The following is a 12,470-nucleotide window of genomic DNA, read 5'->3' on the forward strand; positions in this document are numbered from 1 at the left end:
CCTGTAAGAGTGAGCTTGCTCGCGATACTTCTCGTCTGTGCTTACAACTTGGCCTTAACCGCCGGTAGCGCATCTTTGTCGTCAACGGTCTTCACGCCGTCCAGCCATTTGTCCAGCACCGCAGGGTTAGCCTTCAGCCAGGTCTTAACCGCCTGGGTGTTGCTGACCTTTTGATCCACGACGGTCTGCATGACCGAGTTTTCCATGTCCTGAGTGAACACCAGGTTGGAGAGCAGCTTGGCCACATTCGGACAAGCGTCGGCATAGCCTTTGCGCGTCACGGTGTAAACACTGCCAGTGTCCCCGAAGTACTTCTCACCGCCCTTCAAGTAGTGCATGCCCTTGATCTGCACGTTCATGGGGTGCGGGGTCCAGCCGAGGAACACGACGAACTCCTTCTTCTTCACGTTGCGCTGCACTTCAGCCAGCATTGCCTGCTCACTGGACTCGACCAGCTTCCAGTCGCCCAGATCAAACTCATTCTTTTTGATGATCTCCTGAATAGAGGCATTGGCCGGTGCGCCCGAACCGATGCCGTAAATCTTCTTGTGAAACTTGTCGGCGAATTTCTGAAGATCGGCAAAGTTATGCACACCGGCGTCGTAAACGTAATCCGGAACGGCAAGGGTGAATTCGGTGCCTTCGAGGTTCTTCGCGTATTGGGTAACGTCGCCGGTGGCGATGAACTTGTCGTAGAAACCCTGTTGCGCTGGCATCCAGTTGCCCAGAAAAACGTCGAGTTGCCCGTCTTTAAGGCCGCCGTAGGCGATCGGCACCGCCAAGGTGTCGATCTTGGCTTTGTAGCCCAGACTGTCCAGCAAAAAACCTGCGGTAGCGTTGGTGGCGGCGATATCGCTCCAGCCCGGGTCGGCCATCCGCACCGTGTTACAGCTAGCGTCAGCGGCGAAGGCCGCCACGCTGCTCATACTCAAGACCCCAACCGCCAGCGTTGTGAACAGCTTATTCATGGTGTGCCCCTTTTTGGTTTTCTAGGTGTTGGCAGGGTCAAGGTTGTGGATAACGGGCCTTGCGCTCCAGATCGTCCAGATCAATGTGGTTGCGCATGTATTGCTGACTGGCGTCAACCAGCGGCTGGTGATCCCAACTCTTCAGCTTGCCGATGGCCAGCGACTCGGCGACGAAACGCCGACGACGCTGGCTGGCGAGCACCTGGTGGTGTATCGCCGGAATGTCCCATTTGGCCCTGGCTTCGGCCAGGAACGCAGTAAACAGGTCCTGATGAGCGAGGGATTGACTCAGCTCCTCCTGCTCTTTCGGATCGTTGTGCAAGTCATAGAGCAGACATGGGTCCCGTTCCGAATAAATGAATTTGTACGCGCCGCGCCGAATCATCATCAGTGGACTGTTGGTGCCTTCAGCCATGTACTCGCCGAACACTTCGTCGTGACCGCCCTCGCCCTGCAGATGCGGCAAGAGTGAGCGGCCGTCCAGCGGTAAACCGGCATCAAGCTGCCCCTGCGCCAAGGCGACGAAGGTCGGCAGCAAGTCGGCGGTAGACACCGCATCCTTTACACGGCGGGCTTTGAACTGGCCTGGAGCGTACACCAGCAGCGGTACCCGCGCCGACATCTCAAACCAGTGCATTTTGTACCAGAGCCCGCGCTCCCCGAGCATGTCGCCATGATCGCCGGAGAACACGATGATGGTGTCCTCTGCCAGCCCTGTGTCCTCCAGTGTCTGGAGCAGTTTGCCGACGTTGTCATCAATGTAGCTGCACGCGCCGAAATAGGCGCGTCGCGCGTCGCGAATCTTGTTCGCCGGCAGTGGCTTGTCCCAGAGGTCATACACCTTCAGCAGTCGCTGGGAATGCGGGTCCAGTTCGGACTGGGCCAACGGCGCGTGGGGCATCGGGATGTCGTCATCGCTGTACAGATTCCAATAGGACTTGGGAATGGTGTACGGGTCGTGCGGATGAGTCATCGATACGGTCAGGCAAAACGGCTGATCGCCCTCCTCCCGCACATGATCGAACAGATACTGCTGGGCCTTGAAGACCACTTCTTCATCGAAATCCAGTTGGTTGGTGCGCACGCAAGGCCCGGCTTGCAGCACCGATGACATGTTGTGGTACCACGTGGGGCGCACATCCGGTTCGTCCCAGTTCACGGCCCAACCGTAATCGGCTGGATAGATGTCGCTGGTCAGGCGCTCTTCGTAGCCGTGCAGTTGATCGGGGCCACAGAAATGCATCTTGCCGGACAGCGCCGTGCGGTAGCCGAGACGGCGCAGGTAGTGGGCGTAGGTTGGGACGTCAGCCGGAAAGTCTGCGGCGTTGTCGTAGGCGCCGATCTTGCTCGGCAGCTGACCGCTGACCAGCGTGAAACGCGACGGCGCGCACAGGGGACTGTTGCAGTAGGCGGCGTCGAATACCACGCCTTCAGCGGCGAGGCGACTCAAATGCGGCATCTTGACGGGAGAAGAGGCGTACATCGGCAACATGGGCGCGGCCATCTGATCGGCCATGATAAAAAGAATGTTTTTGCGCTTCATGTATTCGCGGCATCCCATAGTCATGATTTATGCGAAAGTGCTCCGACCGAGGATGGGGCTCATGCCATCTGCGGTAAAGCCCATGACAGGCAATGACTAGGATAAGTGCAGCTTATGTTTGAAGCCCTTGGTGCCATGTCACTGGATTTGCTTCGCGGCTTTGAAGCCGCCGCACGGTTGCGCAGTTTCACCGCTGCGGCCATAGAGCTCGGCACCACTCAGCCGGCTATCAGCCAGCAAATCAAGCGACTGGAAGAGCAACTGGCGACCCGGCTCTTTGATCGTATCTACCGCGGCATTGAGCTGACCGAAGCGGGGCTCATCCTGTTCAGTTACGTACAGACAGGGCTGGAGTCGATGGACGCTGGTCTCAACGCAATCACCGATCAGCATCAGCACGAGGTGCTGCAAGTCGCAACTGACTTCGCCTTCGCTGCCTATTGGCTGATGCCGCGTCTGCATCGTTTCCATGAGGACAACCCCGACGTCGACGTCAGCCTGGTTACCAGCGAGCGGAGTCACAGCATGTTGCGTGCGGATATCGATGTGGCCGTGTTGTTCGGTGACGGGCGTTTCAAGCAGGGGGAAAGCCATTGGCTGTTCAGCGAGGAAGTGTTCCCGGTCTGCAGTCCGCAATTGCTGAAAGGCCGCGACTTACCGTTGCCCACTGTGGCGCTGAAAGAATTTGCGCTGCTGCATCTTCGCGGCGAAGGCAGCAACAACTGGTTTGACTGGAGTGGGGTGTTCCGCGCTCTGAATATTGCGCAGGCACCTGCCCCAGGGCAGCTGCGATTCGACAACTACACGCTATTGATTCAGGCGGCAATCGGCGGCCAGGGCGTGGCTATCGGCTGGCGGCACCTGGTGGACGATTTGCTGGAGCAAGGTTTGTTGTGTCGCCCGATCGAAGCCAGCGCCGTCTCTGGATACGGTTATTACATCGTCCTGCCGCAACGCAAACGGCGGGTGCAGATCGTGCAGAGATTTGTGGACTGGTTAAGAAGTGAGCAGGCGGTGAGTGGGGATTTGCTGAAGGGCAAGGCGCTGCCGTCGATTGCGGTTTAAAGCCTGGCACGCGCAGCTTGTAGGGGCGTGCTTGCCCGCGAATTGGTGTGCCAGCTGACGTTTCTGTGTAACGAGGATCGCATTTCGCGGGCAAGCGCGCTCCTACAGGATTAGCGTCCACCCCACATCACCTGAGTGGATGCCATTTCGAAAACCCGTTAGTTCAGCACGCCATCCAGGATTTCGTAGACGATCCCACTGCCGATTGCGATCAGCACGACGTCCGGACCAAGGCGGCGCCATTCGTAGCCATCGTACTGCGGCAGGTATTGCAGGGAGCGTTGGTCCAGTCGACGGCCATAACCGCGGGGCAGCGGGTGGCCCTTGACGATGTGGACGCCAGGGGGCAGCGGCTGACCGCGACCGATTATTTCCCGGTGCTCGCTGATGGTCCGGCGTACATCGCCGAAATCAGCAGGAGGACGACCACCGCGCTGATTATTGCCGCGGCTGTCGGCACGCGGTTCATTGCGATGGTCGTTGCCATTACCGTTGTTATTGCCATTGCCATTGCCGTGAGCGCCCTGTGGACCTGCCTGCTGGCCATGATCCTGATGCTGCCCAGGGCCGTTGTCATCGCCGCCTCGCTGATCAGGCGGTGCAGCCTGCACCAGCGTGCTGGCGCTGAGCACCAACACGCCCAACCCTGCGATCAAACGATTCGAGACCTTCATGTGGCGCACTCCTGAGCAAATACGGGGCAGCAAAAAGGGGTTCAGGACGTGGTCCTGAACCCCTTCGCTGTACGGCTTAGTGTGCTGCCAGAGCCTGAGATTCCTCTGTATCAAGAACTTTACCTTCCGCTACGCGGGCTTTACGTACACCTTCAGAAAGCTGTGAACACAAGCCGAGTACACCGCTGACTGCTTGCTCAGCCGAAGTCGCGCTGGCGATCTGGTCAATCAATGCCGAGCCGACAACCACGCCGTCAGCAACACGCGCAATGGCGGCGGCTTGCTCAGCCGTGCGAATCCCGAAGCCGACGCTGATCGGCAGATCGGTATGGCGGCGCAGGCGTTGCACGGCGTCTTTAACGTGATCAATCGTCGCCGAACCCGCGCCCGTGACACCTGCTACCGACACGTAGTAAACGAAGCCGGAGCTGCCGTTGAGCACGGTCGGCAAACGAACGTCGTCGGTGGTCGGCGTGGTCAGGCGGATGAAGTCCAGCCCGGCACTTTGTGCAGGGTCGCACAGCTCTGCGTTGTGCTCCGGTGGCAAGTCCACCACGATCAGGCCATCGACCCCGCAGGCGTGCGCTTGCGAGATGAAGCGCTCAATCCCGTAATTGTGAATCGGGTTGTAGTAACCCATCAGCACCAGAGGCGTTGCGCTGTCTTCCTCACGAAACTCACGAACCATCTGCAGCGTTTTCGCCAGGTTCTGTTTGGCGTTCAGCGCGCGAATGTTGGCCAGCTGGATGGCCGGGCCGTCCGCCATGGGATCAGTGAACGGCATGCCCAGCTCGATGACATCAGCACCGGCTTTAGGGAGGCCCTTGAGAATGGCCAGCGAGGTGTCATAGCCCGGGTCGCCCGCAGTGATGAAGGTCACCAACGCTGCGCGGTTTTGTTCTTTCAGCTCGGCAAAACGCGTTTGCAGACGGCTCATCAATGTTTCTCCTGCTGGGACAGATCCAGATGGTGCATCACGGTTTGCATGTCTTTGTCGCCACGACCGGACAGGTTGACCACCATCAGGTGATCCTTGGGCAGCGAGGGCGCGCGTTTGAAGACCTCGGCCAACGCGTGGGCAGTTTCCAGCGCCGGGATGATGCCTTCCAGACGGCAGCATTTATGGAAAGCCGCCAGTGCTTCATCGTCCGTCACCGAGGTGTATTCGACGCGGCCGATGTCATGCAACCAGGCGTGCTCCGGGCCGATGCCTGGATAGTCGAGGCCAGCGGAAATCGAATGGGCGTCGATGATCTGACCGTCGTCGTCCTGCAGCAGGAAGGTCCGGTTGCCGTGCAGGACACCGGGTACGCCGCCGTTCAGGCTGGCAGCGTGCTTGCCGGTTTCGATGCCGTGGCCGGCCGCTTCCACGCCAATGATGCGCACCGAAGTGTCGTCCAGGAACGGATGGAACAAGCCCATCGCGTTGGAGCCACCACCGATGCATGCCACCAGGCTGTCCGGCAGGCGACCTTCCTGCTCCTGCATCTGCACGCGGGTCTCCTTGCCGATGACCGATTGAAAATCGCGGACCATCGCTGGATATGGGTGCGGGCCTGCGACGGTGCCGATCAGGTAAAAGGTGCTGTCGACATTCGTCACCCAGTCACGCAGCGCCTCGTTCATCGCGTCTTTCAGCGTACCTGTGCCTGCGACCACTGGAATGATCGTCGCGCCCAGTAGCTTCATGCGGAACACGTTCGCCTGCTGACGTTCGATGTCAGTAGTGCCCATGTAAATCACGCACTCCAGACCGAAACGCGCTGCAACGGTTGCCGTTGCAACACCGTGCATACCGGCGCCGGTCTCGGCGATGATGCGTTTTTTGCCCATGCGTCGCGCCAGCAGGATCTGGCCGATGCAGTTGTTGATCTTGTGCGCGCCGGTGTGATTGAGCTCTTCGCGCTTCAGGTAAATCTTCGCCCCGCCGCAGTACTCGGTCAGGCGCTCGGCAAAATAGAGCGGGTTGGGACGGCCGACGTAATCGCGCTGAAAATAAGCCAGATCCTTCAAGAACGAAGGATCGTTCTTGGCGATTTCGTACTCGCGGTTCAGGTCGAGAATGAGCGGCATCAGGGTTTCGGCAACGTAGCGGCCGCCAAAGGCGCCGAACATGCCCCGGTCATCCGGGCCTTCGCGGTATGCAGTTTGAGTCTGGGTCATGGGGACCTCCGGGATGCGAATTAGGTTAGCCGTCAGGCAGTGATCACACTTTAACCAGCGCCAAGCAAGATTAAAACCGATAAGATCGCTGCAACCTGTCAGGAAAACTCACACATATCATGAGCCGCGATCTGCCTCCGCTTAATGCCGTACGTGCCTTCGAAGCCACCGCCCGATTGAACAGCGTCAGCTTGGCGGCAGAGCAATTGAACGTAACCCATGGTGCGGTAAGCCGTCAGTTGAAAGTCCTCGAAGAACATCTGGGCGTTGCCCTTTTTGTCAAGGATGGCCGCGGCCTGAAACTCACAGATGCCGGCATACGGCTGCGCGATGTCAGCGCCGACGCGCTTGATCGCCTGCGCGGTGTTTGCGCTGAGCTTAGCCATGGCAGCGAAGATGCGCCTTTCGTGCTGGGCTGCTCCGGGAGCCTGCTGGCACGCTGGTTCATTCCCAGACTCGGACGCTTGAACGCAGACCTCCCAGACCTGCGCCTGCACCTGTCGGCGGGCGAAGGCGACCTGGATCCCCGACGGCCCGGGCTCGATGCACTGCTGATATTTGCCGAGCCGCCCTGGCCGGCGGACATGCAGGTGTTTGAGCTCGCCAGGGAGCGTATCGGGCCGGTCATGAGCCCGCGTTACGCACAGTTTGAACAGCTCCGGCGGGCGCCGGTGCAACGGCTGCTTGACGAGCCGCTGTTGCAAACGACATCAAGGTTACAGGCCTGGCCAACGTGGGCCAAAGAGAATGGCATCGATCCGCATGAACTGAATTACGGTCAGGATTTCGAGCATCTGTATTATTTGCTGGAGGCGGCGGTTGCAGGCTTGGGGGTGGCGATCGCGCCGGAGCCGTTAGTGGCTGAGGATTTGAAAGCCGAACGCCTGGCTGCGCCATGGGGCTTCAGTGAAACCCCGGCGCAGCTGGCGTTATGGGTACCCAAGCGCGCTGCAGATGGACGTGCTCAGGACCTGGCTCGATGGCTCAAGCAGGAACTTGAGCGATCGGGGCGGGCTTGATCAGCCGCGCTTGCACAGCAGGTAGGCAGCCAGCAGGCCGATTGCGCCAACGGCAACGCCTGCGGTAGTCCAAGGGTGCTCCTGTGCGTAGTCACGAGTGGCAACGCTGGTTTCGCGGGTTTTCACTTTGACGTCTTCGTAAACATCGCTCAACAGGCTGCGCGAGTGGCTCAGCGCACTTTCAGCATTGGCTTTCAGGTTTTTCAGGGTCTTGCGCGACTCGTCGGAAGCGTCGGACTTCAAGCCTTCCAGCGACTTGAGCAGACTCTCGATCTCGGCTTCCATGCTTTGCAACGACGCTTTACGGGATGACGTGAATGCCATGGTATGACTCTCCTGCTGTGATGAGTGGCGTGTGTTGTTCCGACTACAAGGTTCTCGGAAAGTGCAGTGCGTCTTACAAACTGCCGTTTCTTCTGAACTTTTAGCCGGCTTTTCGGCACAGAGATAGGGAACACACCATTAGGCGCTGCCACCGAGCAAGGGCCCTCAGGAGAACTGCCATGACTGATCACCACACTTACAAAATGCTGGAGCTGGTCGGCTCATCGACCGTGAGCATTGACGACGCGATTCAGAATGCAATTGCTCAGGCTGCCAAGTCTGTAAAGCTCATGGAATGGTTCGAAGTCCTGGAAACACGCGGTCATATCGAAGACGGTAAAGTCGGCCATTTCCAGGTGACCCTCAAAGTGGGTTTCCGCATCGACAACAGCTGAGCTGCTGAACTTTTGCAGTGGCCGAGTGCCACAACCTTCGCTATACCTACCGCGCAGTCGTGAATCGACGCAGGTTCATGACGCAGGTTCATGTAGTCGGGCCGCTTTTTGAAGCGGCCTTGTTGTTCCAGAAAATGCGCCTGACGAGGGATATACCGATGAAAAAAGTTCTGTTGGCCATTGGCCTGTTGAGTATTGCCGGCACCACTATGGCGGCTGGCAAATCGTGCGATGACGTAAAAGCCGACATCGACGCCAAGATCCAAGCCAAAGGCGTAGCCAACTACACGTTGGAAGCTGTCGAGAAAGGCAGCGCTGCGGACGCCAAGGTGGTTGGCACCTGCGAAGGCGGCAGTAAGGAAATCGTGTACAAACGCGGCTGATGCAAGCATGCGGTGACAAAAAAACCGACGCACCTGGCGTCGGTTTTTTTATGGGGCACTGAAAAGCTGACGCGGGTGGGTTAGCCCCTGGCAGCTTGCGCCAGAACTTCGTAAGAGCGCAGACGATCAGCGTGCTCGTACATGTCGCACGTGAAAATCAGCTCGTCTGCATCGGTCTGTTCCAGCAGCACGTCCAGTTTCGCGCGGATTTTCTCAGGGCCGCCGACCACAGCCAGCCCCAGGAAATCCATGACTGCGTCGCGCTCATGCGGCAACCACAGGCCGTTCATGCTGTCGACGGGAGGTTTCTGCATGAGACTCTGCCCACGCATCAGGCTCAGAATGCGCTGGTAAACCGAGGTCACCAGATATTCCGCCTGCTCGTCGGTGTCGGCAGCGGCCAACGGTACACCCAGCATCACGTAGGGCTTGTCGAGTACCTCAGAAGGCTGGAAGTGATTGCGGTATACGCGAATGGCTTCGTGCATGAAGCGAGGCGCAAAGTGCGACGCGAACGCATACGGCAGGCCGCGCTCACCGGCCAGTTGCGCACTGAACAGACTCGAACCCAGTAGCCAGATCGGCACGTTGGTGTTGGTGCCCGGCACGGCGATCACACGCTGGTGAGGCTGACGTGGCCCTAGGTAGTTGACCAGTTCGGTGACGTCATCCGGGAAGTCATCTGCGCTGCCTGATCGCTCGCGACGCAGTGCACGTGCGGTCATCTGGTCAGAACCCGGCGCGCGGCCAAGGCCCAGATCGATACGGCCAGGGTACAAGCTCGCCAGGGTGCCAAACTGTTCGGCGATCACCAGTGGCGCATGATTGGGCAGCATGATGCCGCCTGATCCCACGCGAATGGTCGATGTCCCGCCTGCCAGGTATGCCAGCAGCACAGAGGTTGCCGAACTGGCGATGCCATCCATATTGTGGTGCTCAGCGACCCAGAAACGGTTGTAGCCCCATTTCTCGACATGTTGGGCAAGGTCCAGAGCGTTACGCAGCGATTGGGCCGGGCCTTGGTCTTCGCGGACGGGCACCAGATCGAGCGTCGAAATCTTCACATCAGCTAGTCGTTTCATAGGCCGTTGTTGATCCTCTTCGGCTTGATCGGCGCGTTCCCGGAAGGAGCGTCGCCTGGACAAACCGGCATTAAGACTAAATATTTGCGTTAAGCCATAGGATAAGGCCGGATTTCTGAGTTGCAATGGGCAATGTAAAATTTCCTACTAATTTGGTCGGATTTAGCGATTGGCCTCCCGGCAAATAAGCACATGTGACACAGGCGTTGAACTAACTCTTGCCTACACTCCTCAGAACTTTGGTCCGCGTGCGAGCGAAATCGCACTTTTCATGAGGAGACACCATGAGCATCGTCAAGAAAGCATCCGCCCACTGGGAAGGTGACCTGAAGTCGGGTATCGGCAGCATCTCTACTGAAACCGGCGTGCTGCGTGAAGCGCCTTACGGCTTCAAAGCCCGCTTTGAAGGCGGCAAAGGTACCAACCCTGAAGAACTGATCGGCGCGGCACATGCCGGCTGCTTCTCGATGGCCCTGTCGATGATCCTCGGCAACGCAAACCTGAAAGCCGACAGCATTGACACTACCGCTGACGTCACACTGGATCAGGTCGATGGCGGATTCGCGATCACTGCAGTTCACCTGACGTTGAAAGCCAAGATTCCCGGGGCCACTCAGGAACAGTTTGAAAAACTGACCAACGATGCCAAAGAAGGCTGCCCGGTTTCGAAAGTGCTGAACGCCAAAATCACGCTGGATGCCACGCTGGTCAGCTGATTTTTCGAAAGCTGTTCCACTCGATGGCCCGCAATTGCGGGCCATCGTCGTTTTGCACGCTCAGAACCTGAGTATCGCCTGAGTGTCACATGAAAGGCCCGATGCGCATCGCACGGTGTCGAAGGAGTCGAACATGAAACGTATCGCCGCATTGCTCATTCTCACCGGGTTGACCTCCAGCGCGTTCGCAGCGCCCAAGCCATGCGAGGAGCTCAAGGACGAAATCGAAGCCAAGATCCAGGCACAGAACGTCAGCTCTTACACGTTGGAAGTCGTGACCAACGAGGACGTTCATGACCAGAATATGGTTGTAGGCACCTGCGAGAACGGCACGAAAAAAATCATTTACCAAAACAACGATCGATAGCTGGCGGCGCGTTATGAACGTGATCCGGTGAGCACGGAATCCGAGTGCCCAGGTTTCACCCGCGTCATGGGATGCAGAAGATCTCGCCCTCCTCCGCCAGGACGTTGCGCTGCTCGTCTCTCAGCTGCGCGTCGATGCTGTTGGTGATGTGTCGAACATCCAGGCGATAACGGCGACCCGCCTCAAAATGGTCGTAATTAATCGTCACGTAACAGGTACGCTCGTTGTAGATATCCATGGACAGGCCCAATGCGCCGGGCGCGTACTCATAGTCGTAACGCACTTCGAGCTTGTGTTTGCCTGGGGTTACCTGAAAAAAGCGACCGTCGTAGGTACGCACCCCATCGAGCTTGTCGGCCATCAGCGTTTTACCAGTGAATGTATGCAGATCGACCCAGGCTTGCTGGGGATCGACGGCGGGCAATGGCCCTGCGCAACCAGCCAGAAAACCCAGGGCGACGAGGGACAGTGGCAAGCGCATGACGAACTCCTTGGGTGATTAACGATGGTGGTTGCGTCAGAGGCGGGTTGTCCGGCATAACGCTGATCGTTGCTGATGTTCAATATCGACGCTAAGGCCGCTGCATGATTCGATTAAAAAAGCACTGGCTTTCGCTTGGCCTGCCGTTGCTGACGATACTCCTGCTCGGCGGCTGTTCCAGTCTGTCCTATTACTCGCAACTGGCCAGCGGCCAACTGTCCCTGCTGCGGGCTCGTGAGCCGGTCGCCAAGGTCCTTGCCGACCCCCAGCGCAGTCCCCAACTGCGCGAGCATCTGCTCAGGTCACAGCAGGCACGGCTGTTTGCGAGCGAGCACTTGTACCTGCCAGACAACCGCAGTTATCGCCTGTATGCAGACATCCACCGGCCCTATGTCGTCTGGAATGTCTTCGCAACGGGCGAATTCTCTCTTGATCCCGTCACTCATTGTTTCCCCATCGCCGGATGCGTGGCTTATCGCGGCTATTACAGCCAGGGCGCCGCACGAGGGGACGCGGCCCTGCAGAAACGCGCGGGCATGGACGTCTATGTCAGCGGCGTGGAGGCATACTCGACGTTAGGCTGGTTCGATGACCCGATCATCAGCTCGATGATGAACTGGGGCGACGAGCGCCTGGCCACGTTGATCTTTCACGAATTGGCCCATCAGCGGTTTTACGTGAAAGACGACACCGAATTCAATGAGTCCTACGCCTCTTTCGTGGAGCAGGAAGGCACGCGCCGATGGCGTGCCGCGCGCGGCCTGCCTGCGCAGGATGGAGCGGCGGAGGCTCAGCGGCGTGACCAACTAATGCAACTGGCCCTCGACACCCGCGACCGTTTGAAGGCGCTGTACGCTCAGCCATTGAGCCCACAAGTCATGCGCGAACGCAAAGCCGCCGAGTTCGAGCGCTTGCGCAGCGATTATCGACAATTGCGTGATAGCCAGTGGGGCGGTGACAAGCGTTTCGACAACTGGGTGTACGCGCCGATGAACAACGCACGCCTCCTGCCCATCGGCTTGTACGACCAGTGGGTCCCGGCATTCGAAGCGTTGTTCCGGCAGGTGAACGGGAATTGGCCTGCGTTCTATTCGGCTGTGGAAAAGCTGGGCAAACTTCCCCTCATAGAGCGCAAAGCAGCGTTGCAGCGGCTGGCCAATAAGTCTCTGTCATCCCGGGACTGTAGGAGCGCGCTTGCCCGCGAACGCGTCATGTCGGCTACGAGGTTGGTAAATGGACAAAACGCATTCGCGGGCAAGCGCGCCCCTACAAGGAGAAGTGCATAGCGTT

At 58.5% G+C, this 12,470-nt stretch carries 14 protein-coding genes and 1 pseudogene; 7 read left to right on the forward strand and 8 right to left on the reverse strand.

Features of this window, described 5'->3' with window-relative positions:
- Nucleotides 1-41: 41 nt before the first annotated feature.
- The gene (choX, locus tag LT42_RS20395) at nucleotides 42-968 is read right to left on the reverse strand and encodes a choline ABC transporter substrate-binding protein (RefSeq protein WP_037016996.1); all 927 of its coding nucleotides are present in this window, start codon (nucleotides 966-968) and stop codon (nucleotides 42-44) included.
- A 37-nt stretch (nucleotides 969-1,005) separates the two neighbouring features.
- Nucleotides 1,006-2,511, reverse strand: a complete 1,506-nt coding sequence (gene betC, locus LT42_RS20400; RefSeq protein WP_037016998.1) for a choline-sulfatase — start codon at nucleotides 2,509-2,511, stop codon at nucleotides 1,006-1,008.
- Nucleotides 2,512-2,625: 114 nt separating this feature from the next.
- On the opposite strand from betC, the gene LT42_RS20405 reads away from it, so the two are divergent.
- Nucleotides 2,626-3,576, forward strand: a complete 951-nt coding sequence (locus LT42_RS20405; RefSeq protein ID WP_037017001.1) for a choline sulfate utilization transcriptional regulator — start codon at nucleotides 2,626-2,628, stop codon at nucleotides 3,574-3,576.
- 158 nt (nucleotides 3,577-3,734) lie between these two features.
- Here LT42_RS20405 and LT42_RS20410 read toward each other — a convergent pair whose 3' ends face one another.
- The 3 genes from LT42_RS20410 to trpB form a co-directional block, all read right to left on the reverse strand.
- Entirely contained in the window at nucleotides 3,735-4,250 is a 516-nt protein-coding gene (locus tag LT42_RS20410) for an anti-virulence regulator CigR family protein (protein WP_037017003.1), read from the reverse strand.
- A gap of 76 nt (nucleotides 4,251-4,326) precedes the next feature.
- Nucleotides 4,327-5,187 (reverse strand): tryptophan synthase subunit alpha, encoded by an 861-nt coding sequence (gene trpA / locus LT42_RS20415; RefSeq protein WP_052075342.1) that lies wholly within the window; start codon nucleotides 5,185-5,187, stop codon nucleotides 4,327-4,329.
- Complete coding sequence (gene trpB, locus LT42_RS20420) at nucleotides 5,187-6,413, reverse strand: tryptophan synthase subunit beta (protein WP_037017006.1); 1,227 nt, start codon at nucleotides 6,411-6,413, stop codon at nucleotides 5,187-5,189. Before trpB ends, trpA begins: the two co-directional genes overlap by 1 nt.
- Before the next feature lie 119 nt (nucleotides 6,414-6,532).
- Between trpB and LT42_RS20425 the strand changes: the two genes are divergently transcribed.
- A complete protein-coding gene (locus LT42_RS20425; RefSeq protein ID WP_037017007.1) occupies nucleotides 6,533-7,432 on the forward strand; it encodes a LysR family transcriptional regulator in 900 nt (299 codons plus the stop codon).
- On the opposite strand, the gene LT42_RS20430 is transcribed toward LT42_RS20425, so the two are convergent.
- On the reverse strand, nucleotides 7,433-7,756 hold the full coding sequence (locus tag LT42_RS20430) for an ElaB/YgaM/YqjD family protein (protein WP_037017008.1): 324 nt from the start codon (nucleotides 7,754-7,756) through the stop codon (nucleotides 7,433-7,435). It lies immediately after the preceding gene.
- Between the two features lie 179 nt (nucleotides 7,757-7,935).
- On the opposite strand from LT42_RS20430, the gene LT42_RS20435 reads away from it, so the two are divergent.
- Both LT42_RS20435 and LT42_RS20440 read left to right on the forward strand, forming a co-directional pair.
- Nucleotides 7,936-8,151, forward strand: coding sequence for a dodecin (locus LT42_RS20435; protein ID WP_037017010.1), 216 nt, complete (start codon nucleotides 7,936-7,938; stop codon nucleotides 8,149-8,151).
- A gap of 158 nt (nucleotides 8,152-8,309) precedes the next feature.
- Nucleotides 8,310-8,534 carry a DUF1161 domain-containing protein gene (locus LT42_RS20440; RefSeq protein WP_037017012.1) on the forward strand — a complete coding sequence of 75 codons (225 nt, stop codon included), beginning with the start codon at nucleotides 8,310-8,312 and terminating at the stop codon, nucleotides 8,532-8,534.
- 80 nt (nucleotides 8,535-8,614) lie between these two features.
- Here the strand turns inward: LT42_RS20440 and LT42_RS20445 are convergent, their stop codons facing one another.
- Complete coding sequence (locus LT42_RS20445) at nucleotides 8,615-9,616, reverse strand: LLM class flavin-dependent oxidoreductase (protein ID WP_037017019.1); 1,002 nt, start codon at nucleotides 9,614-9,616, stop codon at nucleotides 8,615-8,617.
- A gap of 284 nt (nucleotides 9,617-9,900) precedes the next feature.
- Here LT42_RS20445 and LT42_RS20450 point away from each other — a divergent pair, with 284 nt between their 5' ends.
- Both LT42_RS20450 and LT42_RS20455 read left to right on the forward strand, forming a co-directional pair.
- Nucleotides 9,901-10,332: an OsmC family protein gene (locus LT42_RS20450; RefSeq protein WP_037017022.1), complete on the forward strand. Its 432-nt coding sequence runs from the start codon at nucleotides 9,901-9,903 to the stop codon at nucleotides 10,330-10,332.
- A 133-nt stretch (nucleotides 10,333-10,465) separates the two neighbouring features.
- Nucleotides 10,466-10,699 carry a DUF1161 domain-containing protein gene (locus tag LT42_RS20455; protein ID WP_037017025.1) on the forward strand — a complete coding sequence of 78 codons (234 nt, stop codon included), beginning with the start codon at nucleotides 10,466-10,468 and terminating at the stop codon, nucleotides 10,697-10,699.
- Between the two features lie 64 nt (nucleotides 10,700-10,763).
- Here LT42_RS20455 and LT42_RS20460 read toward each other — a convergent pair whose 3' ends face one another.
- Nucleotides 10,764-11,180 (reverse strand): PA0061/PA0062 family lipoprotein, encoded by a 417-nt coding sequence (locus tag LT42_RS20460; RefSeq protein ID WP_052075343.1) that lies wholly within the window; start codon nucleotides 11,178-11,180, stop codon nucleotides 10,764-10,766.
- Nucleotides 11,181-11,284: 104 nt separating this feature from the next.
- On the opposite strand from LT42_RS20460, the pseudogene LT42_RS20465 reads away from it, so the two are divergent.
- A pseudogene (locus tag LT42_RS20465) lies at nucleotides 11,285-12,334 on the forward strand (aminopeptidase); the annotation flags it as partial.
- Nucleotides 12,335-12,470 lie beyond the last annotated feature (136 nt).

It is taken from the genome of Pseudomonas lutea, from assembly GCF_000759445.1.
GTDB lineage: Bacteria > Pseudomonadota > Gammaproteobacteria > Pseudomonadales > Pseudomonadaceae > Aquipseudomonas > Aquipseudomonas lutea.

Bases quoted from the DNA above. Each gene is read 5' to 3' on its own strand.
- LT42_RS20460 (WP_052075343.1), bottom strand. From the start codon at position 11,180: ATGCGCTTGCCACTGTCCCTCGTCGCCCTGGGTTTTCTGGCTGGTTGC.
- LT42_RS20425 (WP_037017007.1), top strand. From the start codon at position 6,533: ATGAGCCGCGATCTGCCTCCGCTTAATGCCGTACGTGCCTTCGAAGCC.
- trpA (WP_052075342.1), bottom strand. From the start codon at position 5,187: ATGAGCCGTCTGCAAACGCGTTTTGCCGAGCTGAAAGAACAAAACCGC.
- choX (WP_037016996.1), bottom strand. From the start codon at position 968: ATGAATAAGCTGTTCACAACGCTGGCGGTTGGGGTCTTGAGTATGAGC.
- LT42_RS20445 (WP_037017019.1), bottom strand. From the start codon at position 9,616: ATGAAACGACTAGCTGATGTGAAGATTTCGACGCTCGATCTGGTGCCC.
- LT42_RS20455 (WP_037017025.1), top strand. From the start codon at position 10,466: ATGAAACGTATCGCCGCATTGCTCATTCTCACCGGGTTGACCTCCAGC.
- LT42_RS20405 (WP_037017001.1), top strand. From the start codon at position 2,626: ATGTTTGAAGCCCTTGGTGCCATGTCACTGGATTTGCTTCGCGGCTTT.
- LT42_RS20450 (WP_037017022.1), top strand. From the start codon at position 9,901: ATGAGCATCGTCAAGAAAGCATCCGCCCACTGGGAAGGTGACCTGAAG.
- LT42_RS20430 (WP_037017008.1), bottom strand. From the start codon at position 7,756: ATGGCATTCACGTCATCCCGTAAAGCGTCGTTGCAAAGCATGGAAGCC.
- betC (WP_037016998.1), bottom strand. From the start codon at position 2,511: ATGAAGCGCAAAAACATTCTTTTTATCATGGCCGATCAGATGGCCGCG.
- LT42_RS20435 (WP_037017010.1), top strand. From the start codon at position 7,936: ATGACTGATCACCACACTTACAAAATGCTGGAGCTGGTCGGCTCATCG.
- LT42_RS20440 (WP_037017012.1), top strand. From the start codon at position 8,310: ATGAAAAAAGTTCTGTTGGCCATTGGCCTGTTGAGTATTGCCGGCACC.
- trpB (WP_037017006.1), bottom strand. From the start codon at position 6,413: ATGACCCAGACTCAAACTGCATACCGCGAAGGCCCGGATGACCGGGGC.
- LT42_RS20410 (WP_037017003.1), bottom strand. From the start codon at position 4,250: ATGAAGGTCTCGAATCGTTTGATCGCAGGGTTGGGCGTGTTGGTGCTC.